Genomic DNA, 21,033 nt, shown 5'->3' with positions numbered 1-21,033 from the left:
TTCCTAAGCAGATTTTCCTTCTTGAGTGTAATAAGTTTGTACTACTGGTTCGGACACTTCTTGTATTTCAGGGATAGGGAATTGTCTTCCAAAAGTTTTATTTAAAATTTTGCAAGCTTCTACTGTATCAGTTTCCTCATTTACAGCTTCTAAAGATGATTTTAAATCTTCAAGTTTTGATTTTAAGTGCTCCATTTGTTTTCGGGTCAATTTTTCGAGTAAGTCTACACCTTGATGTGCAGGTAAATTAATTACGAGTCTGAAGTAATACTCGTTATTTTCTGGATCAATGCTAAAGGTAGTGAATTGATCTAATACATTATTTACTATAGAAAGTAATACCTTATTATCATTCTCATAATCTTCAGCTGTTATATGCTCATATACAGCTGTAGTGATAGCAATACTCTTAAAAAAATCTAGACCTTTCTCATTTCGCCATTGTTTCAAGTAGCGAGTACATCGTCTAAACTGATGACGTAAATCTGAATCATCTTCAAATTTTCCCAAAATTGTATCGGTAAGTTCAGTAGGATTTGAAATATCCCAAGTCTTAAGGTCTTCAGAGGAGAATTCCTTACCTCGAGCTAGATACATATTGCCTTTGTCGTCTTCAGCGTAGATGGGCAGATCTACATGATAATCGGGACTACCATTTTTGAGATAAGTGACAGTTACGCAAGGTCGTTTGATCGTTACAGTTCTATTTGAATGAGTTAAAGCATCTCTAACAATTTTTTTAATTTCTACTGAGCCATATTCCTCTTTGTCACAATCTAATAAAACTCCTACATCAATATCATAATCTCCATTCTTAGGCTTAATCCCTGTGCCCAAGGCATAACTACCTTGATTAAAGTATTCAACAAATTGAGGACCATTTGGATCCTTTTTGAGTTCATCTTTTAAGGTGCTAATCAAAAGGTCACGTTTTTCACGTAATGTACTTTCTTCGTCATAACGACCTAATCGAATATTTGTGTGGAACTTAGCATAGTGTTTTTGTGGATTCGCCATATTGTTGTATTCCTGTAGTGCTTTTGTTGTTATGGGGATCTCCTATATTAAATACAAGTTAAGACATTAAAAAAAATAGAATTTTTAAAGGGAAAATTTAATCAAAAAATATTTAAACAAACGATGAGATGTATCAATCTCCAATTTTTAGCATTCCTTCCCAACTAAAATAGTTTGGCACTGTTGCAAATAGGCTGACATGATAAGCTAAATATCTTATTTATTTCGAGATACAGCAGATGAATCCCTTCCATGGTCGGCACTTTCAAGGTGAAATCATTCTTTGGGCTGTTCGTTGGTATTGTAAATATGGCATCAGCTATCGTGAACAGAGATGGATCCGTAAATTTGAACAACTCCTATAAGTGATATTCTGCTCCTCAAATGATGTTATAAACATCAATATATGGAGTATTTTATGGCACGTAGACCAAGAAGAAATCATTCAAATGATTTTAAAGCTAAGGTAGCACTTGCTGCGATTAAAGCAGAAAAAACACTTGCTGAATTGAGTGCTGAGTTTGATGTTCATCAAAACCAAATTATTGACTGGAAAAATCAATTGATCTCAGCTTCCTCGCAAGCTTTCGATCAATCAAAAGCTCCAACAGAACCACCCATCGATCTAAAAAAACTACATGCAAAAATCGGTGAGCAGGCATTAGAAATTGATTTTTTAGAAGGTGTGTTGAAGAAACTGGGCCGCTTCAACCACAAAAGTTAATCGACGACTCACTTCAGATTTCAGTATCTAAGCAAGCTAAGCTGCTGAAAGTCTCCCGTGGTTGTTATTACTATCGCCCAAAACCTGTGAGTGCATCAGATCTGAAGCTGATGCGATGTATTGATGAATTACATATGCAATATCCTTTTGCAGGCAGTCGTATGATGCGTGATTTGTTGAATCGTCAAGGACATCATATAGGACGACGTCATACACGTACTTTAATGAAGAAAATGGGTATTCAGGCGTTATATTGCAAACCAAATTTAAGCCAGGCTAATCAAGCTCACCGTAAATATCCATATCTGCTCAAAGGGTTGGCTATTCAGCGCAGTAATCAAGTGTGGTCTACGGATATAACGTATATCCCTATGGCAAAAGGCTTTGTTTATTTATGTGCTGTGATTGATTGGCATAGCCGCAAGGTACTTGCGCATAGGGTATCGATTAGTATGGAGGTGGATTTTTGTATTTCGGCTTTAAATGAAGCGATTGAAAAATATGGTCGACCTGAAATATTTAATACAGACCAAGGCAGCCAGTTTACCAGTGATGCATTTATTGATGTATTGAAATCAAATGGCATTCAAATCAGTATGGATGGTAAAGGTCGATGGGTAGATAATGTGATGGTTGAACGATTATGGCGGAGCGTTAAATATGAAGAGGTGTATCTCAAAGCTTATAGCAGTGTCACAGATGCGAAAAAGCAATTAAGTGCATATTTTGAGTTTTATAATTTGAAACGACCTCATTCGAGTCTAGACAAAATGACACCAAATGAGTTTTACTATGATCAGCTACCCCAACAAAACAAGGTGGCTTAACTAGAGCGGAATATCACTTATAAATACGCTTTTAGTTGTTCAAACAAGTGGGACCACCTCTAACTTCAAGAAATGCTCGCTGAACGAGGTGTGAATGTTGACCACACCACAATTTATCGTTGGGTTCAGCGTTATGCTCCAGAAATGGAAAAACGCTTACGCTGGTATTGGCGTAATCCTACAGATTTACATTCATGGCATATGGATGAGACTTATATCAAAGTGAAGGGGCGATGGACTTACCTGTATCGTGCAGTTGATCAACGTGGTCATACGATTGACTTTTACCTTTCCGCTAGACGGAACAGTAAATCAGCCTATTGTTTTTTAGGAAAGATCTTCAATACGGTGAAAAAATGGCAAATTCCACGGGTCATCAATACAGATAAAGCAGCGACCTATGGCCATGCTTTATCACGGTTAAAGCGAGAAGGAAAATGTCCAGTAGATATTGAGCACAGGCAGATTAAGTATAAAAATAATGTCATTGAATGTGATCATGGTAAGTTAAAGCGGATCATCAGGGCCACATTAGGATTCAAATCTATGAAGACGGCTTATGCCACAATTAAAGGTATTGAAGTCATGCGTGCACTACGTAAAGGACAAGCATCGTCATTTTATTATGGTCAGCCTCAAGGTGAAGTGTGTCTAATCAACAGGGTTTTCGGTCTCTAAGCACTTTTAAAAAGGAACTTCATCGACTCAAATCTCTATTTGCAACAGTGCCCGGTATACCGATATTTACAAGTTAGTGAATAGCTTATTGGGATTAGCAACTAAATTTAGTTTAACTTATAAAAATCATGAAACACTGTTCGAATTTTAAGCGTGGAACGTGAAAAATCACAAAAAAAGCCCACCTTGGGGAAGGTGGGCTATCAACTAGAAACTACAGCATTGATTTCTAAGTGGAATTATAACGCATTTCGTATAAGGTGTATTATGTTAATTTTAGAAATTCTTAAATCATTTGAGATTCAATAATCATTTTCCACATTTTATTAATACGTAATCCAGTATCTTGTCCAATAAATAGTGAAGATCTCTTTCCACAAGGTCTCCCCAATAAATAATCATCCATCATTTCTTCTATGGAGAAGCTCTTCATACCTTGTTTATGAATATTCAATGCTGTCTCAAGTAATAATGGAGCTATCGATTCCCATGGAATATTTCCCTCTTGATCAAGAGAATAGTCCCATCCACACTCTACAAGAATCGCTGTCGTATCAGAGTTGTAAAGGGTTACTGGCAATTTTTTTGCTGTAATTTTTATTCCATTAATTACAGGCAAAGCCTCAACAGCATCTATTACATCTTGACCATGATTAGAAGCAGCATTGTAGGGACATGTGATGAAACCATTCCTAAAATAGACATTATGATCAATTTTGGAATAACCATTTTGTGGATTTGGAGTTCTATAGAACGTCCAACGTGATTTGTCTACTAACAATGGATGCCATACGGGATAAGTATCAATTACAGGCCCCATTTTATCCATTAAATCACTTAGATACTTACGACTAGCATCACGCTCTTGCGTAGATAATTCCTTTAGATTTGAAAGTAAATATCTTTCCGCACTTTTTCTGTTTTCCATCGCTGCTTCATTAGCTCTAAAAGCCATACAACCTCCACTCATCACACTTTTATTGATATCTACGCACAGAATAGCAATTCTGTGCGTAGATATCAATAAAAGTGTGAATTTGATTATTATTTATCATAGATTTAAATGCATATCATTGATTTTTAATTTAATTTTAATATTAGGTGGGGTATACCAAAATTAAAAAGCCTAGATCTGATATCTAGGCTTTAAAAGTTAAAAAATATAAAAAAATTAAGGGTATAGCCTAAATTTATAAGCTTTGTATAACGTTAATTCTAGTCTTTAACTAAATTACATATTTCATTTTTTGTTGTATTAAGCATGAGGCTGAAATCATTACTAGAGCCTCCTGAACCTGTACTCATTGAATGAATAGCATAAGTTGGTTTTTTACCATTTGCTGTTAGTAAGTAAGCTTTTTTATAATTTGAACCACTTCCAGTATCATCTCTACAAATCATTTTACTATTAACACCAACATTTTTTAATGATTTTATTGGATTGAAATCACAATTATCATAACTAGCTCCAAAACATTGATATGAGTCGATGATATCGATATCGGGTAAGTTAGGATGAAATTGTATTTCTGTTACACCAAATTTCGCCATTTTACCTAAATAAATAACTGACCAAGGCAATTCATATTTTCTGTCTTGTAGATAAGTTGTTTGAACTCCTAACACATTTGATCTAAAAACTCCTTTACGTATTGTTTGAATAGAACCATCTTCAAATTGTGTTTCAGTATAAGGTCTATGAAGCCAAATTATAGATGGATTATTAGACTTGTAATCCCACCATATTGCAGATACATCTGAATTTGGTAAAAAATTTTTTATGACAGGTCCAATTTCTTGCATTTTCAGTTTTTCTAACCCTTTGTGGCTAAGAGGTAGATTTTCTAATGCAAATGAAGAACTTGAAAACCCTAATGCTATCAAAAAAAAGTATTGCTTTCTCATTGGTGTCTAAATATAAATAAGTAAGAATAAATACTATATATTTTAAAGAAATATAAAACTCAACTTTAGACATCTTATATTCATAACCATTTAACATAATAGAGCTTATACGAAACGTACTCATAAATAGTTTTATATTTCAAAAAGTTATGCTATAAAAAATTGGGACGCAAAACCTAAAAAGCCGACTTGGAAACAAGTCGGCTTTTTTATGAACGGATTTGATACTTCTTGCCAATGTTTTTGATGATTTTTTAATCAAAATGAAACTTTAGTGTGCATTATCAATCCATAGAGAGCTTAAATCATCCCCAATTTCTGCGGACAACTCTTGGGATAAAAATAGGCCAACTTTGTAAGCTAAAACTTACATAGATTTAAGGATTTTGCGGATTGGTAATTCAAGGCATTAATCCTATGATGGCTATACAGGGAACAGGATGTTTCCAAAAAAACAAGAATAAGAAAGTAGCGCAAGGAATGGGCAGCACGAGATCAGCAAGACGAGCAACCCAATCTAAAAAAGCCCGACAGGATGTCGGGCTTTTTTATGTCTTGAATCTGGATTTCGTAGATGAGATTTTATGTTAAATGCATGACCAAAAAGCCCAATTTATGGGCCTTTCGTATAAGGTGTATTATGTTAATTTTAGAGAAATTTAAAGCCCAACATAATTAATTAGGATTTAAGTATGTATTCAATTTCATGGACATTAAAGGCTTCTCTTTGATAAAATCAATTTACTAAAACTAATTTGTTATTATTTATGAAACCAGTCCTGTTAATAATTGATGTTCAATCAACTTTTAATCCTCCTAACTGGTTAATACAAAAATTAGAAAAATTGCTGCCTTCGGTTCATTCAATCGCGACTATAGAACTACATGATGAATCAATAGTTCCCTTCAAAAGCCAGCTAAATTGGGCTCCATCGGAATTTGATGAATGTCCACTAAAAGTAGAGAAAGTATTTATTAAGTATGGATATTCTCCAACAGATGACTTGATTCAGTATTTGAAAGGTTTAGATACTCAACAAGTTTATGTATGTGGTATCCAAACGGATACGTGTGTTCTTGCTGCTGGTTTTAGATTATTTGATGCTGGTCTTTTCCCCTGCTTAGTTACAGATTTAACTGTAGGTTCTTCTTTAGATCGAAGTGGAAATTTAGGAATTCAACTTTGGAAACATCATTTTAGATCAATTACTACATCTGAAAATTTATCTTCTAATACGATGATTTAACATAATGGCTGTTATACGAAACGAGAGAGAGTGTTAGAACCCATTTAAAGTGTCTATATTCTCACCAATAAAAATGTCCGGTTTCTCCGAGGTAAAATATGACTTTTGAACAAAAATAAGCCATTGTTTATTCTTTTTATTTCCAACAAAATTCCAGAACTCATCTACTTCGAGAGATTCATAATGACTTTGCTGAGGCTGAATTTCATAGGTTGATTCAGTTAAAGTACGTAAAACTTTACCGATACTGATGCGCTCAACTTCAGCAATATCTCGTATACCGCTGCCTCTGACCATCAACTGTAATATTTTACGAGTAATACCTGACTTACATCCTAGATAGCTCAGTGCATGATCACCAATAAACTGACGTTTACAGTCTTTGCACTGATAGTTTTGTTTCCCATCTACTTTGATACCATTTTTCTTTATACTATCACTGAGGCAGGTTGGACATTTGATTGCTAGAGTTATTTGCATTTCTCTATTTTATCAAAATCCAATCGGCTTTTTCTTCAGCATACTTTTTGAAACACTACCAAATTTTAAAGTTGTATATCATGAAATTATTAAAAATATTGAGTTTAGTTTGCTTAAGCATAAGTATTGGGGCTTGTGCTGAGCATAGTATGAGTCGAGCAAAAACAAGTACAATTCCACAAGTGAATAACTCAATCATCGATCAGAATGTTCAAGCGCTTTTTAATGAAATCTCAGCTGATGCTGTGTTTGTCACATATGATGGTCAAAATATTAAAAAATATGGCACGCATTTAGACCGAGCAAAAACAGCTTATATTCCTGCATCTACATTTAAAATTGCCAATGCACTAATTGGTTTAGAAAATCATAAAGCAACATCTACAGAAATATTTAAGTGGGATGGAAAGCCACGTTTTTTTAAAGCATGGGACAAAGATTTTACTTTGGGCGAAGCCATGCAAGCATCTACAGTGCCTGTATATCAAGAATTGGCACGTCGTATTGGTCCAAGCTTAATGCAAAGTGAATTGCAACGTATTGGTTATGGCAATATGCAAATAGGCACGGAAGTTGATCAATTTTGGTTGAAAGGGCCTTTGACAATTACACCTATACAAGAAGTAAAGTTTGTGTATGATTTAGCCCAAGGGCAATTGCCTTTTAAACCTGAAGTTCAGCAACAAGTGAAAGAGATGTTGTATGTAGAGCGCAGAGGGGAGAATCGTCTATATGCTAAAAGTGGCTGGGGAATGGCTGTAGACCCGCAAGTGGGTTGGTATGTGGGTTTTGTTGAAAAGGCAGATGGGCAAGTGGTGGCATTTGCTTTAAATATGCAAATGAAAGCTGGTGATGATATTGCTCTACGTAAACAATTGTCTTTAGATGTGCTAGATAAGTTGGGTGTTTTTCATTATTTATAAGAATTAGAAGTTTGAGGTTAATCTATTTTTGGTAGTGTTTCAAAAAGTATGCTGAAGAAAAAGCCGATTGGATTTTGATAAAATAGAGAAATGCAAATAACTCTAGCAATCAAATGTCCAACCTGCCTCAGTGATAGTATAAAGAAAAATGGTATCAAAGTAGATGGGAAACAAAACTATCAGTGCAAAGACTGTAAACGTCAGTTTATTGGTGATCATGCACTGAGCTATCTAGGATGTAAGTCAGGTATTACTCGTAAAATATTACAGTTGATGGTCAGAGGCAGCGGTATACGAGATATTGCTGAAGTTGAGCGCATCAGTATCGGTAAAGTTTTACGTACTTTAACTGAATCAACCTATGAAATTCAGCCTCAGCAAAGTCATTATGAATCTCTCGAAGTAGATGAGTTCTGGAATTTTGTTGGAAATAAAAAGAATAAACAATGGCTTATTTACGCCTATCATCGAGAAACAGGTGAAATTGTTGCTTATGTTTGGGGTAAACGAGATTTAGCTACAGTCTAACAATTGAAGACAAAGCTTAAACAATTAGATATTCACTACACCCGAATTGCAAGTGATCATTGGGACAGTTTCATCACTGCTTTTAAAAATGGTAAGCAAAGTATTGGTAAATTTTTTACTGTAGGTATTGAAGGCAATAATTGCAAAATAAGGCATAGAATTAGGCGTAGCTTCAGAAGAAGCTGTAATTTTTCAAAAAAGCTTGAAAACCATTTTAAAGCTTTTGATTTAGCCTTCTTTTCTTTTACATCAATAATGGCTTCATTTAAAGGCAGCATACTTTTTGAAGCACCACCAAAATTTTATGTTAAGTAGAGACTAAAAATGCCCTTGATTAAGGGCTTACAAGGGCATTTTGTATAAGGTGTATTATGTTAATTTTAGAATTTCTTCATTAGATAATTTTTGATAAGCTAAATCCATTAGGACTAATTAAGTAAATATGAGCAATTGGGTCAATGTCACACAGGATAAGTCTACAGGTATAGAACTAATTCATGCCCACTTCAAAGGCTTTGCATACGATCCTCATCTACACTCAAGTTATCTTATAGGGGTAACAGAGTTAGGACATCAACAATTCAATTGTAGAAAAAAAATTATTGATAGCTATCAAGGTCAAACTTTCATGCTTGAACCTGAAGAAGTTCATGATGGTAATGCACCAGATCCTCTCGGCTTCACTTATAAAATGATGCATTTAGATCCAGCATGGTTAAAAAAAAGCTATGAAGGAATATTTAATGAGCCTATCGAACTTGCTATCGAATCAACCCTACGTTCTGATCCTCAACTTTCACATTTGATACTTTCAACCTACAATATATTGAATAACAATGAATCTCAATTGATGAAAGATACGTATTTAGATCTTTTATTAGAAAACTTAGTAAATAAAAAAATTTTATATAAACGTGAAAAGTCTATCCAGACATTACCTAATATTGCATTAAAGCTAAAAGAAATTTTACATGAAAGTCTCTTTCATGATTTAGACTTACAAACACTCTCAACATTGGTGAAAACAGATCGTTTTTATATTAACCGTGTATTTAAAAAAAACTTTAACTGTTCTCCACATCAATATCTGATCCAACTCCGTTTAAATAAGGCAAAAGAATTGTTAAGAAAAGGATTATCAGCAACAACTGTTGCTTCATATCTTTGTTTTTCTGATCAAAGTCATCTAGGTCGATGGTTTAAACGTTGTTATGGCATAACATTGAATCAATATCAAAAAGCGTGCACAAATGTTCTAGATATATCTTGAAGATCTCTGTACACGACAAAAATAGATAACTCATTGAAATAATGTCACAATAATTGTTTTCTAACGACGAATACTATGACACATCTCAATGAGTTATATCTTATCTTAAACAAATCTCTAAAATGGAACAAGTCACATTTAAAGTGCTTTGCGCTCATCATGCTTGTGATTATTTTAAAGCAAACATGTAATCTTTCTTCTGCATCTAAAGCCTTGCCCATCAAGTGTTTACCACAATCATTTTATCGACGTATGCAGCGCTTCTTTGCAGGTCAGTATTTTGATTATCGTCAAATTTCTCAGTTGATTTTCAATATGTTTTCATTCGACCAAGTGCAACTGACTTTAGATAGAACCAATTGGAAATGGGGAAAACGAAATATTAATATCCTGATGCTCGCAATCGTTTATCGTGGAATAGCGATACCTATCCTTTGGACATTGCTTAATAAACGTGGAAATTCAGATACGAAAGAGCGTATTGCTTTGATTCAACGCTTTATAGCCATTTTTGGTAAAGACCGTATTGTGAATGTGTTCGCAGACAGAGAGTTAGAGATGGATCCGTAAATTTGAACAACTCCTATAAGTGATATTCTGCTCCTCAAATGATGTTATAAACATCAATATATGGAGTATTTTATGGCACGTAGACCAAGAAGAAATCATTCAAATGATTTTAAAGCTAAGGTAGCACTTGCTGCGATTAAAGCAGAAAAAACACTTGCTGAATTGAGTGCTGAGTTTGATGTTCATCAAAACCAAATTATTGACTGGAAAAATCAATTGATCTCAGCTTCCTCGCAAGCTTTCGATCAATCAAAAGCTCCAACAGAACCACCCATCGATCTAAAAAAACTACATGCAAAAATCGGTGAGCAGGCATTAGAAATTGATTTTTTAGAAGGTGTGTTGAAGAAACTGGGCCGCTTCAACCACAAAAGTTAATCGACGACTCACTTCAGATTTCAGTATCTAAGCAAGCTAAGCTGCTGAAAGTCTCCCGTGGTTGTTATTACTATCGCCCAAAACCTGTGAGTGCATCAGATCTGAAGCTGATGCGATGTATTGATGAATTACATATGCAATATCCTTTTGCAGGCAGTCGTATGATGCGTGATTTGTTGAATCGTCAAGGACATCATATAGGACGACGTCATACACGTACTTTAATGAAGAAAATGGGTATTCAGGCGTTATATTGCAAACCAAATTTAAGCCAGGCTAATCAAGCTCACCGTAAATATCCATATCTGCTCAAAGGGTTGGCTATTCAGCGCAGTAATCAAGTGTGGTCTACGGATATAACGTATATCCCTATGGCAAAAGGCTTTGTTTATTTATGTGCTGTGATTGATTGGCATAGCCGCAAGGTACTTGCGCATAGGGTATCGATTAGTATGGAGGTGGATTTTTGTATTTCGGCTTTAAATGAAGCGATTGAAAAATATGGTCGACCTGAAATATTTAATACAGACCAAGGCAGCCAGTTTACCAGTGATGCATTTATTGATGTATTGAAATCAAATGGCATTCAAATCAGTATGGATGGTAAAGGTCGATGGGTAGATAATGTGATGGTTGAACGATTATGGCGGAGCGTTAAATATGAAGAGGTGTATCTCAAAGCTTATAGCAGTGTCACAGATGCGAAAAAGCAATTAAGTGCATATTTTGAGTTTTATAATTTGAAACGACCTCATTCGAGTCTAGACAAAATGACACCAAATGAGTTTTACTATGATCAGCTACCCCAACAAAACAAGGTGGCTTAACTAGAGCGGAATATCACTTATAAATACGCTTTTAGTTGTTCAAACAAGTGGGACCACCTCTGTTTATCGGTGAGCAGTGGTTTACATGGTTAATTGAACAAGACATCAACTTCTGCATTCGTGTTAAAAAAACTTCATTGTCACCAATCATTTAGGAAAGAATCATAAAATTAGTGATTTATTTCGCCATCTTAAAGTTGGTCAAATTGAATGTCGTAAACGACGGATTTTGGTTGGTCGGGTGAAACTATATATAAGTGCACTACAGTTAGAAAATGGAGAGCTTTTACTCGTCGTTTCTCCTCAGTTTAATGCCAATGCTATTCAGGATTATGCATTACGCTGGGAAATTGAAACCTTATTCAGTTGTCTCAAAGGACGCGGGTTTAATCTTGAAAATACGCGCTTGACAGACCCTAGACGAGTGAAAAAATTGATTGCGGTGTTAGCTATAAGCTTCTGTTGGTGTTACTTAACGGGTGAATGGCAACATAATCAAAAAAAAGCGATAAAAATAAAGAAGCATGGACGACTCTCAATGAGTTTATTTCGCTATGGTTTAGACTATGTTCAAATGGCGATTCAGCGTTTAATTGGTTTTGGGAAAAAAGAAGAGTTTAAGGAAATTTTGGCAATTTTAAGAAAGCAGAATCCTGATAGGATAAGGGTTCTGTGAAATTTGTCGTGTACAGAGCTTGAAGATATTTATCAAACTAGCCAAATAGTTTATTAATTTTTGGATTTTATTTTGGAAACGATTTTAGCTTTTTGTGCCTTTTCTTTTGTTGCATCAATTACTCCTGGACCAACCAATTTCCTTATTCTTAGTACAAGTCATCAATTTAGTATTAAAAAAACATTAGGCTTAATCTTCGGTGGAAGTATTGGTGCTGCATCATTAGTCTTAATTACAGGACTTGGAATTGGTACAACACTCAATGAATACCCCAAGATTCAATTAATATTAAGTTTCACTGGCGGCATTTGGTTAAGCTATATTGGATGGAAAATTTTTAATTATAGACCTGATCTAGAATCTAAAATCCAAAATCAAAATAAGAAAAATGGTTTTTTTACAGGCTTCTTTTTACAGTTTATCAACCCTAAAAGCTGGTTGATGGCTATTGCTGTTATTACTGTTTATACAGCACAACTAGCTAACTACTATCAGTCACTCATTCTATTTTCATTCATCTTTATGCTGATTTCTCTACCTTGTTTATTTATTTGGGCTTATTTAGGAAAAATCACAAAAAAAATACTTTCTACAGCTCATCATATGGTGCTCTTTAATCGAGTATTAGGTACTGTTTTACTTATTTCAGTATGGTATCCAATATTGCATGCTATTTAACATAATGGGCGTTATACGAAAAGCACAAATTGAAAAATATAAAAATCAAAAACTTATGATATAAATTATTTGCTCGATGATGTTCAAAAGCCGACTTGGAAACAAGTCGGCTTTTTTATGAGCAGTTTTGATAGTTCTTGCCAATAAATTTGACTAAAAATTACGCTTCTCAACTTGAGTTATACAATTTTGTGATACATTATTGTATATACAAATTTGAATGTTTTTTATGGAACAGTATTTTGAATGGGATGAGGCTAAGAATCGAAAGAATCAGAAAAAGCATGATATCTCTTTCGAAACTGCAAGCCTTGTTTTTGAAGATCCATTACGGATCTCAATCCAAGACAGACATACCGATGGTGAAGAACGTTGGCAAACCATTGGACGAGTTAAAGGCGTACTAATGTTATTGGTGGCTCACACCATTTTTGATGAAGATGACTGTGAAATCATACGAATCATTAGTGCAAGGCAAGTGACTAAAGCGGAGCGAAACAAATATGAGCATGGTTAGATACTCACGCAAAGAGCTGAATGAGAAATTTGGTGAGAAGCAAGATGCTGAAATTCAACGCTTGCTTGCTAAAGGCACGGTTCCTGATGATCAGCTAGATCTATCAGATATTCCTGAAATTACCGATTGGAGCAGTGCTGTACGCCAAAATCAATTTTACCGCCCAGTGAAGCAACAAACTTCAATTCGGTTAGATGCTGATGTACTTGCTTGGTTCAAAGCACAAGGCAAAGGTTATCAAACACGAATGAATGAAATTTTACGGGATGCTATGCTGAAAGAATTAAAAAATCATCAATAAAAATGGGAGCTTAAGCTCCCATTTTTGACTTCGCATAACGCCCATTATGTTAATTTTAGTTTTCCTTAATACGACAAAAATATCTACTTCATTTCACGAGAATTTCTTTTGCTAAAAGTTCTTCTTTCGTTACACCGAAATATCTTATTTCTAATTTAGGCCTGCCTAACATCTTTAAAAGATTGTTTTCATCATTTATATTTTTTATAGCTTTGCTTACACAATCAATTACGTCATTAGTTTTAGAAATAGCTTCTTTTTCAGATACTTGATCGCTTACTTTTCGAGATATTAAGTCATCAAAATATATCCTATATTCTTCACAAACTAGATAAAAATAAGGGTCTAATCTATCTAAATCATATTCAGATTCAAAGGGTTTACGATCTAATAAATCTTTTTCAGGATAAATAATCAATTGTCCTGCATCGAACCAAAACTCCACAGAAAAATTATCAAACTCAATTCCATTTAAATCATTACTAAAATTTTGAAAATACTGTAATAAAAGATTTTCTATATCCTCTAAAAACTCTTTATTCTTAATATCAAATATTAAAGATTCATTAGAAATAGCTTTGATACAATCTTCTTGAATATCTAACCCCTTTAAAGTCATTTTTACTCCATTTAAATTTTTAGGTTTTGGTGCATTAAGAATTTTGATTAACTTAACATAATGGCGGTTATACGAAATTCACCGTTTCGAGCCCCAAATATCAAGTTTATTTCTTGCATAAATGTATCCTATAGGATACATTCTACTTATGTACTCAATATATACCACTGAAGTCTTTGATGACTGGTTCACCAAGTTAAAAGACCAGCAGGCAAAAAGACGCATACAAGTCCGAATTGATCGGGTTGAAGATGGAAACTTTGGAGATACTGAGCCGGTCGGTGAAGGTGTTTCTGAATTACGTTTCTTCTTTGGGCCAGGCTATAGGATTTATTACTGCAAGCAAGGGCAAAGGGTTGTTATTCTTTTAGCAGGCGGAGATAAGTCTACGCAAAGTAAAGATATAAAACTTGCCCTGCAATTGGCACAAGATTTAGAGGAGGAGCTATAAATGGCTATTAAACTTCGCAAATGGGACAGTGCTGAGCATCTTAAAACAGAGGATGATATGCAGGCTTACTTACAAGCATGTATTGAAGAATCTAATGGCGATGCCGCATTCATTGCAAAGGCTTTAGGTAACATTGCAAAAGCTAAAGGAATGGCTCAATTATCACGAGATACAGGCTTAGGCCGAGAAAGTCTTTATAAAGCACTTTCTGGTGATGTTAACCCTAGTTTTGATACTGTGATTAAAGTTGTAAAAGCACTGAATTTACGCTTAGCAATTTAAAAAAAGTTATTAAAAAATGGAGCTTTAGGCTCCATTTTTTAATTTCGTATAAGGTGTATTATGTTAATTTTAGAAAATCTTCACTACTATTATTTTAAAATAAGCCTTATATCCAAGCATAAAACAAGGTTGTCTAGACTTCTTTTAACAGTAAAGTTATCATAAAACTGAATTTTATTTTTTAGGTAAGTTTATGCATTCTATCCGCATTCGTTAAGACACAACTATTTGCATAGTGACACTATTTTATAATGGTGGGCTTTTGTTGTGTCTTTAAGAATATATGCGGATATATAAAGTAAAAGTATGCTTAATTTATAAGTATGCTTTTAGTGCATAGTTTCCAGTTATAACTTAATTGACTAGCTATTTGTCCACCCTGTGGATGAATAGCTTTTTTTTTGGGAGGACACTGTGATGCTAGCTTTTGTTTTCACCTAAATCCTGTTTGCTGCATAAAAAATTTCAAGAGCTAAACAGGAGTAAATAAAAATGAGTTTAATTATTAAAGCGAGAAACATACGCTTGGATTATGCTGGGCGTGATGTTTTGGATATTGATGAATTGGAAATTCACTCTTATGACCGTATTGGTCTTGTGGGTGATAACGGAGCAGGAAAGAGTAGTTTACTCAAAGTACTTAATGGCGAAATTGTTTTAGCCGAAGCGACATTACAGCGTTTTGGTGATTTTGCACATATCAGCCAACTGGGCGGAATCGAAATAGAAACGGTCGAAGACCGGGCAATGTTATCTCGCCTTGGTGTTTCCAATGTACAAAACGACACAATGAGTGGCGGAGAGGAAACTCGTGCAAAAATTGCTGCCGCATTTTCCCAACAAGTACATGGCATTCTAGCGGATGAACCAACCAGCCACCTTGATCTCAATGGAATAGATCTACTTATTGGTCAACTTAAAGCATTTGATGGAGCATTACTTGTTATCAGTCATGACCGATATTTTCTTGATATGGTTGTAGACAAGATATGGGAGTTAAAAGACGGTAAAATTACGGAATATTGGGGTGGTTACTCGGATTACTTGCGTCAAAAAGAAGAAGAGCGACAACACCAAGCCGTAGAATATGAGCTGATGATGAAGGAACGGGAGCGATTAGAATCTGCTGTGCAAGAAAAACGCCAGCAAGCTAATCGATTAGACAATAAGAAAAAAGGAGAAAAATCCAAAAACTCTACCGAAAGTGCTGGACGACTTGGGCATGCAAAAATGACTGGCACCAAGCAAAGAAAACTGTATCAGGCAGCTAAGAGTATGGAAAAGCGTTTGGCTGCATTAGAAGATATTCAAGCACCAGAGCATTTGCGTTCTATTCGTTTTCGTCAAAGTTCAGCCCTAGAACTGCACAATAAGTTCCCGATTACGGCAGATGGTCTGAGCTTAAAATTTGGTAGCCGTACTATCTTTGATGACGCTAACTTTATAATACCGCTTGGCGCTAAAGTCGCTATAACTGGATCGAATGGAACAGGGAAAACGTCCTTGTTAAAAATGATATCAGAACGTGCTGATGGATTAACCATATCTCCAAAAGCTGAAATTGGCTACTTTACACAAACAGGATATAAATTTAACACGCATAAATCTGTGCTCTCCTTTATGCAGGAAGAGTGCGAGTACACAGTTGCGGAAATTCGTGCAGTATTGGCTTCAATGGGGATCGGAGCGAATGATATTCAAAAAAACTTATCCGACTTATCGGGAGGTGAAATCATCAAACTGCTTTTATCCAAAATGCTTTTAGGAAAATATAATATTTTGCTTATGGATGAACCAGGAAACTATCTTGACCTAAAAAGTATTGCCGCATTAGAAACAATGATGAAGTCCTATGCAGGAACTATTATCTTCGTATCTCATGACAAGCAATTGGTCGATAATATTGCTGACATTATCTACGAGATCAAAGACCACAAAATCATCAAGACTTTTGAGAGAGATTGTTAATGATAGCCAATCTAATCCGAACATTAATTATTGAACTCTTTAAAGGAAATTAAAAATGACAATTCAAGATATTCAATCACTTGCTGAAGCACACGGCTTGTTGCTTACGGACAAAATGAATTTCAATGAAATGGGCATTGATTTTAAGGTCGTTTTTGCTCTTGATACAAAGGGGCAACAATGGTTGCTGCGTATTCCTCGTCGTGATGGCATGAGGGAACAAATCAAGAAAGAAAAACGCATTTTAGAATTGGTAAAAAAACATCTTTCTGTAGAGGTTCCTGATTGGAGAATTTCATCTACAGAATTAGTGGCTTATCCCATACTTAAAGATAATCCTGTTTTAAATTTGGATGCTGAAACCTATGAAATAATTTGGAATATGGACAAAGATAGCCCGAAATACATAACATCTTTGGCAAAAACCTTATTTGAAATCCATAGTATTCCTGAAAAAGAAGTTCGGGAAAATGATTTGAAAATTATGAAACCTTCAGATTTAAGACCTGAAATAGCAAACAATTTGCAGTTAGTAAAATCTGAAATTGGTATAAGTGAGCAATTGGAAACCCGCTACAGAAAATGGTTGGATAATGATGTTCTATGGGCAGATTTCACCCAATTTATACATGGCGATTTATATGCTGGGCATGTACTAGCTTCAAAGGATGGAGCTGTTTCAGGCGTTATTGATTGGTCAACAGCCCATATAGATGACCCAGCGATTGATTTTGCTGGGCATGTAACTTTGTTTGGAGAAGAAAGCCTCAAAACTCTAATCATCGAGTATGAAAAACTAGGGGGTAAAGTTTGGAATAAACTATATGAACAGACTTTAGAAAGAGCAGCGGCCTCTCCTTTGATGTATGGTTTATTTGCCTTAGAAACTCAAAATGAAAGCCTTATCGTTGGAGCAAAAGCTCAGTTGGGAGTTATATAATTTAAAAATATGATTGCTGAGAACTGCCTTGTTTTGAAACTTGGTTGGCTTTAATTGTACTAGTTCAAACCTAATCTGACAGTTACCGATATTTGCTTAAGACTGTCAGGTTAAATTTGAGCTAAATTCTTTTCAGCCCAAATACGTTTTCCATCGAGTAATGTTGCAAATGGCGTTCTGCCATTGCACACCTTACCCTGATGGGTTCTATCAGTATTATAAAATTTCAGCCAAACGTCTAGATCAGCTTGTAATTCCTCTAATGTGCTATATAGCTTCTTCCTAAAGGTTATTTGATAAAATTCCTGCAAGACCGTCTTATGGAAACGCTCACAGATCCCATTCGTTTGTGGGGAAGCCGCTTTAGTTTTCGTGTGATCAATATCATTCAGAGCCAAATAAAGCTCATAATCGTGATGTTCAACTTTACCGCAATATTCGGTGCCTCTGTCGGTCAAAATACGAAGCATTGGCAATCTTTGTGATTCATAGAATGGTAACACGCGGTCATTCAATAAATCTGCGGCTGTGATTGGTGTCTTGGTTGTGTACAGCTTGCAGTGAACCACTTTGCTATACGTATCAATAAAAGTTTGCTGATAAATACGACCAACACCTTTTAGATTTCCGACATAAAAAGTATCTTGCGCTCCAAGATATCCTGGATGATGTGTTTCGATTTCACCACAAGCAACATCATCTTCATGTTTACGTTCTAATGCAGCAATCTGCTGATCATTCAATTGAATGCCTTCTTGAGCAACTTTCATTTCAAGTGCCTTCAATCGCTTTTTGAAGTTCTCAAGATTGTGTCTAAGCCAGATAGAGCGCACACCGCTGCCAGATACAAAGATGCCAATCTGACGTAGCTCATTACTGGTTCGATGCTGACCATAAGCTGGATATTGGATTGCAAAATCAACAACAGCTTGTTCAGTTTGCTCATCCACTCGGTTTTTTAAATTTGGAGTTCTGCGACTCTGGTTGATGAGCGCATCCATATTGCCTGTACTGGCAAGCTCTTGATAACGATAGAAGGTATCTCTAGATACTCCCATGACTTTACAAGCTTTGGATACGTTCTGGAGTTCTTCTGCTAAATTCAGCAGACCGACTTTGTGTTTGATGATTTGATTGTTAGTATGCAACATGAGAAGTTACCTTTATTGATTGAGATTCGACACCTTTAATCAAAATCGGTAACTTCTTCTTTTTCAAGCTCTGTGTCAGATTAAGTCGGAACTAATACACTTTAATTAGTTTTTAGTATTCTTTATAGAAAATGCCTCGATCAAGGGGCATTTCTAACAATCATTTAACATAAAATTTCTTATGTGAAGTAACCTGAATGCAGCGGTGCCCCATTGGGGGCGCGTTGAGATAAGCCTCTTTTAGATAACTTTAGCAACTCGATAGACAGTTGCAACTCCACAATTCACTGCTTTGGCAATTTCTTCCTTAGTCATATTGCCAACTACTAGCAATTCTTTTATTCGTTTATGTTTAGCCTCATTTGCCTTCTTGCCTGTTGGTTTGTAACCCGAACGTGCCAGGCCCTGCTTAATACGTTCTATACGTTTCTCATTGTCTAGGCGGGCCATTGTTGCCAGAAGATCAATCAACATATTGTTGATGAGTTCCAAGATTGAATGAGTAATGCTGTCACTGGTTTGAATCATTTGGTAGGTAGTAGGAAGATCTGCTACGACTAAACGAAGTCCCTTCTCCTGGATCCTGCGCTTCAGCTCTTGAAAATCTCGTTGGGTTAGGCGTGATAAGCGGTCAATACTTTCAACTAACAATGTGTCACCTTGATTTGCTTCTGACAGTAGCTTATTCAATTCAGGTCGGTCTAACTTCGTACCACTATAGTTTTCCACGTACACAATGGTTTCACCCAAATTCAAGTTTTGGTTTAGATCCTGAAGAATCTGCAAAGCCCTTTCTGCATCTTGATCTTTAGTTGAAGCTCGTAGATAAATACGTGTATTCATTTCTATCATTTAATCTTAATTCTATTAGATTAATGATAATACTATCATTTAATTATTGCATTAAGTCTAATGATAGATATTGTATGCGATTTGGCTCGCTATCATTCAGGTATAGTCTTTTGATAGACTGCTTGTTTGCGGAATGTTCCGATTTGAACCACGCAGATTCAAATCCCAAGTGCAACACATTTGTAGTCAGTTGAAAAAGTTAGGTGTATTCATAGAATCATTAGACTTTTTCAACTCGCAATTGGAAAGCACACAATGAAGAAATACACCCAACTCTCTCAAGATGAAAGATACGAAATTTATGCTACTTTGAAAAGTAAAAGTTCAATCGCCTCCCTTGCTCGGGAGTTAGGACGTTCACGATCAACCATCTACCGTGAATTAAAAAGAAATACTGGACAACGTGGATATAGAGCTCAACAGGCAGCTAAATTTGCAAGTCAAAGACGGTATCGTCCTTCATCATCAATGACAGCATTTGCCTTCGCTTATATTGATTATTTGATTGGTTTGGACTGGTCACCAGAACAAATTTCAGGTGCTTTAACACAACGCGGTTGGCTGGATGTACCTTCACATGAGTGGATTTACCAGTACATTTATCAAGATAAATCAAAAGGCGGTAAACTTCATCTACACTTAAGGCATCAGAAGAAATATCGAAAACGCGGTTACAAAAACACGGATCGTAGGGGTCAAATCATTGATAAAACAAGTATTCACTGCCGAGACCAGGTCATTGATCAACGACAACGTTTAGGAGATTTCGAAGGTGACACGGTGATTGGTAAACATCATAAAGGTGCTTTATTGACTCTCGTTGATCGAAAGAGCCTGTATGTACATATTGTTCATTTAGGGCCAACGAGAGCATCCTCTCAAACGATTACTTGTGCATTAGATCGTTTACAAATGAGCCATGCTTATAGTGTAACATTTGATAATGGCAAAGAATTTTCCGAACACAAAAGAATTACTGATGTTGGCATAGAGACGTATTTTGCTGATCCTTACAAGTCTATTCAACGAGCAAGGAATGAAAATACGAATGGTTTAATCCGTCAATATCTGCCAAAATCATCATCGTTTGATGACGTGTCAAACGAACAAATAGAGCAGATAGAATTTGCACTCAACCATCGTCCTAGAAAAACACTAGGTTGGTATACACCGAGTGAAGTTATGGCTGGTTTTTATACTGTTGCACTTGCCGCTTGAATCCGC

Annotated in this window: 19 protein-coding genes and 6 pseudogenes; 18 read left to right on the top strand and 7 right to left on the bottom strand. The window is 35.5% G+C overall.

Going from position 1 to position 21,033, the window contains the following annotated elements:
* Positions 1-3 precede the first annotated feature (3 nt).
* On the bottom strand, positions 4-1,017 hold the full coding sequence (locus tag CDG62_RS02840) for a nucleotidyltransferase (RefSeq protein WP_005006358.1): 1,014 nt from the start codon (positions 1,015-1,017) through the stop codon (positions 4-6).
* Between the two features lie 239 nt (positions 1,018-1,256).
* Here CDG62_RS02840 and CDG62_RS02835 point away from each other — a divergent pair.
* The 3 genes and pseudogenes from CDG62_RS02835 to CDG62_RS02825 form a co-directional block, all read left to right on the top strand.
* Positions 1,257-1,346: pseudogene (locus CDG62_RS02835) on the top strand (IS6 family transposase); the annotation flags it as partial.
* An 89-nt stretch (positions 1,347-1,435) separates the two neighbouring features.
* Positions 1,436-2,568 (top strand): IS3-like element ISAba14 family transposase gene (locus CDG62_RS02830; RefSeq protein WP_223155595.1). Its coding sequence is split into 2 segments (ribosomal slippage): positions 1,436-1,688 and positions 1,688-2,568, totalling 1,134 coding nucleotides; the frame shifts between segments, so codons are not numbered across the junction.
* Positions 2,569-2,631: 63 nt separating this feature from the next.
* A pseudogene (locus tag CDG62_RS02825) lies at positions 2,632-3,246 on the top strand (IS6-like element IS1008 family transposase); the annotation flags it as partial.
* A 286-nt stretch (positions 3,247-3,532) separates the two neighbouring features.
* On the opposite strand, the gene CDG62_RS02815 reads toward CDG62_RS02825, so the two are convergent.
* Both CDG62_RS02815 and CDG62_RS02810 read right to left on the bottom strand, forming a co-directional pair.
* Positions 3,533-4,201 (bottom strand): hypothetical protein, encoded by a 669-nt coding sequence (locus tag CDG62_RS02815; RefSeq protein WP_087528918.1) that lies wholly within the window; start codon positions 4,199-4,201, stop codon positions 3,533-3,535.
* 260 nt (positions 4,202-4,461) lie between these two features.
* Positions 4,462-5,151: a hypothetical protein gene (locus CDG62_RS02810; protein WP_087528917.1), complete on the bottom strand. Its 690-nt coding sequence runs from the start codon at positions 5,149-5,151 to the stop codon at positions 4,462-4,464.
* A gap of 767 nt (positions 5,152-5,918) precedes the next feature.
* On the opposite strand from CDG62_RS02810, the gene CDG62_RS02805 reads away from it, so the two are divergent.
* A complete protein-coding gene (locus CDG62_RS02805) occupies positions 5,919-6,398 on the top strand; it encodes an isochorismatase family protein (RefSeq protein WP_065995571.1) in 480 nt (159 codons plus the stop codon).
* A gap of 111 nt (positions 6,399-6,509) precedes the next feature.
* On the opposite strand, the pseudogene CDG62_RS02800 reads toward CDG62_RS02805, so the two are convergent.
* A pseudogene (locus CDG62_RS02800) lies at positions 6,510-6,878 on the bottom strand (IS1-like element ISAba3 family transposase); the annotation flags it as partial.
* Between the two features lie 80 nt (positions 6,879-6,958).
* On the opposite strand from CDG62_RS02800, the gene CDG62_RS02795 reads away from it, so the two are divergent.
* The 9 genes and pseudogenes from CDG62_RS02795 to CDG62_RS02755 all read left to right on the top strand — a co-directional run bounded on the left by CDG62_RS02795 (position 6,959) and on the right by CDG62_RS02755 (position 13,546).
* The gene (locus CDG62_RS02795) at positions 6,959-7,801 is read left to right on the top strand and encodes a carbapenem-hydrolyzing class D beta-lactamase OXA-58 (protein WP_002002480.1); all 843 of its coding nucleotides are present in this window, start codon (positions 6,959-6,961) and stop codon (positions 7,799-7,801) included.
* Between the two features lie 90 nt (positions 7,802-7,891).
* A pseudogene (locus CDG62_RS02790) lies at positions 7,892-8,598 on the top strand (IS1 family transposase).
* A gap of 173 nt (positions 8,599-8,771) precedes the next feature.
* Positions 8,772-9,599, top strand: a complete 828-nt coding sequence (locus CDG62_RS02785; protein WP_000073658.1) for an AraC family transcriptional regulator — start codon at positions 8,772-8,774, stop codon at positions 9,597-9,599.
* Between the two features lie 75 nt (positions 9,600-9,674).
* A pseudogene (locus CDG62_RS02780) lies at positions 9,675-10,151 on the top strand (IS4-like element ISAba1 family transposase); the annotation flags it as partial.
* A 90-nt stretch (positions 10,152-10,241) separates the two neighbouring features.
* Positions 10,242-11,374 (top strand): IS3-like element ISAba14 family transposase gene (locus CDG62_RS02775; RefSeq protein ID WP_223155595.1). Its coding sequence is split into 2 segments (ribosomal slippage): positions 10,242-10,494 and positions 10,494-11,374, totalling 1,134 coding nucleotides; the frame shifts between segments, so codons are not numbered across the junction.
* 62 nt (positions 11,375-11,436) lie between these two features.
* Positions 11,437-12,050: pseudogene (locus CDG62_RS02770) on the top strand (IS4-like element ISAba1 family transposase); the annotation flags it as partial.
* 72 nt (positions 12,051-12,122) lie between these two features.
* Entirely contained in the window at positions 12,123-12,728 is a 606-nt protein-coding gene (locus CDG62_RS02765) for a LysE family translocator (RefSeq protein ID WP_000447788.1), read from the top strand.
* Positions 12,729-12,957: 229 nt separating this feature from the next.
* Positions 12,958-13,245, top strand: coding sequence for a BrnT family toxin (locus CDG62_RS02760; RefSeq protein ID WP_000438825.1), 288 nt, complete (start codon positions 12,958-12,960; stop codon positions 13,243-13,245).
* Positions 13,232-13,546, top strand: a complete 315-nt coding sequence (locus CDG62_RS02755; protein WP_004728120.1) for a BrnA antitoxin family protein — start codon at positions 13,232-13,234, stop codon at positions 13,544-13,546. The genes CDG62_RS02760 and CDG62_RS02755 overlap by 14 nt, the downstream gene beginning before the upstream one ends.
* An 88-nt stretch (positions 13,547-13,634) precedes the next feature.
* Here CDG62_RS02755 and CDG62_RS02750 read toward each other — a convergent pair whose 3' ends face one another.
* Positions 13,635-14,165: a hypothetical protein gene (locus CDG62_RS02750; protein WP_000172759.1), complete on the bottom strand. Its 531-nt coding sequence runs from the start codon at positions 14,163-14,165 to the stop codon at positions 13,635-13,637.
* 148 nt (positions 14,166-14,313) lie between these two features.
* Here CDG62_RS02750 and CDG62_RS02745 point away from each other — a divergent pair, with 148 nt between their 5' ends.
* The 4 genes from CDG62_RS02745 to CDG62_RS02730 all read left to right on the top strand — a co-directional run bounded on the left by CDG62_RS02745 (position 14,314) and on the right by CDG62_RS02730 (position 17,806).
* Positions 14,314-14,616 carry a type II toxin-antitoxin system RelE/ParE family toxin gene (locus tag CDG62_RS02745; RefSeq protein WP_000286964.1) on the top strand — a complete coding sequence of 101 codons (303 nt, stop codon included), beginning with the start codon at positions 14,314-14,316 and terminating at the stop codon, positions 14,614-14,616.
* On the top strand, positions 14,617-14,898 hold the full coding sequence (locus CDG62_RS02740) for an addiction module antidote protein (RefSeq protein ID WP_000985609.1): 282 nt from the start codon (positions 14,617-14,619) through the stop codon (positions 14,896-14,898).
* A 492-nt stretch (positions 14,899-15,390) separates the two neighbouring features.
* Positions 15,391-16,866, top strand: a complete 1,476-nt coding sequence (gene msr(E) / locus CDG62_RS02735; protein WP_000052512.1) for an ABC-F type ribosomal protection protein Msr(E) — start codon at positions 15,391-15,393, stop codon at positions 16,864-16,866.
* 55 nt (positions 16,867-16,921) lie between these two features.
* Complete coding sequence (locus CDG62_RS02730) at positions 16,922-17,806, top strand: Mph(E) family macrolide 2'-phosphotransferase (RefSeq protein ID WP_000155092.1); 885 nt, start codon at positions 16,922-16,924, stop codon at positions 17,804-17,806.
* Between the two features lie 110 nt (positions 17,807-17,916).
* On the opposite strand, the gene CDG62_RS02725 is transcribed toward CDG62_RS02730, so the two are convergent.
* Together CDG62_RS02725 and CDG62_RS02720 are read right to left on the bottom strand one after the other, a co-directional pair.
* Positions 17,917-18,957, bottom strand: coding sequence for an IS481 family transposase (locus CDG62_RS02725; RefSeq protein WP_087528923.1), 1,041 nt, complete (start codon positions 18,955-18,957; stop codon positions 17,917-17,919).
* Positions 18,958-19,197: 240 nt separating this feature from the next.
* Entirely contained in the window at positions 19,198-19,809 is a 612-nt protein-coding gene (locus CDG62_RS02720; protein ID WP_015060246.1) for a recombinase family protein, read from the bottom strand.
* Positions 19,810-20,064: 255 nt separating this feature from the next.
* Here CDG62_RS02720 and CDG62_RS02715 point away from each other — a divergent pair, with 255 nt between their 5' ends.
* Positions 20,065-21,027, top strand: a complete 963-nt coding sequence (locus tag CDG62_RS02715) for an IS30-like element IS18 family transposase (RefSeq protein WP_033917576.1) — start codon at positions 20,065-20,067, stop codon at positions 21,025-21,027.
* The last annotated feature ends 6 nt before the right edge of the window (positions 21,028-21,033 follow it).

This window comes from Acinetobacter sp. WCHA55 (assembly GCF_002165305.2).
In the GTDB taxonomy this organism is placed as follows: domain Bacteria; phylum Pseudomonadota; class Gammaproteobacteria; order Pseudomonadales; family Moraxellaceae; genus Acinetobacter.
The sequence above is the reverse complement of the archived record's forward strand: the minus strand, read 5'-3'. Positions and strand labels throughout refer to the sequence as shown.

Coding starts and splice junctions, on each gene's coding strand:
- CDG62_RS02760 (WP_000438825.1), top strand. CDS start 12,958: ATGGAACAGTATTTTGAATGGGATGAGGCTAAGAATCGAAAGAATCAG.
- CDG62_RS02720 (WP_015060246.1), bottom strand. CDS start 19,809: ATGATAGAAATGAATACACGTATTTATCTACGAGCTTCAACTAAAGAT.
- CDG62_RS02740 (WP_000985609.1), top strand. CDS start 14,617: ATGGCTATTAAACTTCGCAAATGGGACAGTGCTGAGCATCTTAAAACA.
- CDG62_RS02750 (WP_000172759.1), bottom strand. CDS start 14,165: ATGACTTTAAAGGGGTTAGATATTCAAGAAGATTGTATCAAAGCTATT.
- CDG62_RS02715 (WP_033917576.1), top strand. CDS start 20,065: ATGAAGAAATACACCCAACTCTCTCAAGATGAAAGATACGAAATTTAT.
- CDG62_RS02810 (WP_087528917.1), bottom strand. CDS start 5,151: ATGAGAAAGCAATACTTTTTTTTGATAGCATTAGGGTTTTCAAGTTCT.
- CDG62_RS02785 (WP_000073658.1), top strand. CDS start 8,772: ATGAGCAATTGGGTCAATGTCACACAGGATAAGTCTACAGGTATAGAA.
- CDG62_RS02840 (WP_005006358.1), bottom strand. CDS start 1,017: ATGGCGAATCCACAAAAACACTATGCTAAGTTCCACACAAATATTCGA.
- CDG62_RS02805 (WP_065995571.1), top strand. CDS start 5,919: ATGAAACCAGTCCTGTTAATAATTGATGTTCAATCAACTTTTAATCCT.
- CDG62_RS02745 (WP_000286964.1), top strand. CDS start 14,314: ATGTACTCAATATATACCACTGAAGTCTTTGATGACTGGTTCACCAAG.
- CDG62_RS02755 (WP_004728120.1), top strand. CDS start 13,232: ATGAGCATGGTTAGATACTCACGCAAAGAGCTGAATGAGAAATTTGGT.
- CDG62_RS02815 (WP_087528918.1), bottom strand. CDS start 4,201: ATGGCTTTTAGAGCTAATGAAGCAGCGATGGAAAACAGAAAAAGTGCG.
- CDG62_RS02795 (WP_002002480.1), top strand. CDS start 6,959: ATGAAATTATTAAAAATATTGAGTTTAGTTTGCTTAAGCATAAGTATT.
- CDG62_RS02730 (WP_000155092.1), top strand. CDS start 16,922: ATGACAATTCAAGATATTCAATCACTTGCTGAAGCACACGGCTTGTTG.
- CDG62_RS02725 (WP_087528923.1), bottom strand. CDS start 18,957: ATGTTGCATACTAACAATCAAATCATCAAACACAAAGTCGGTCTGCTG.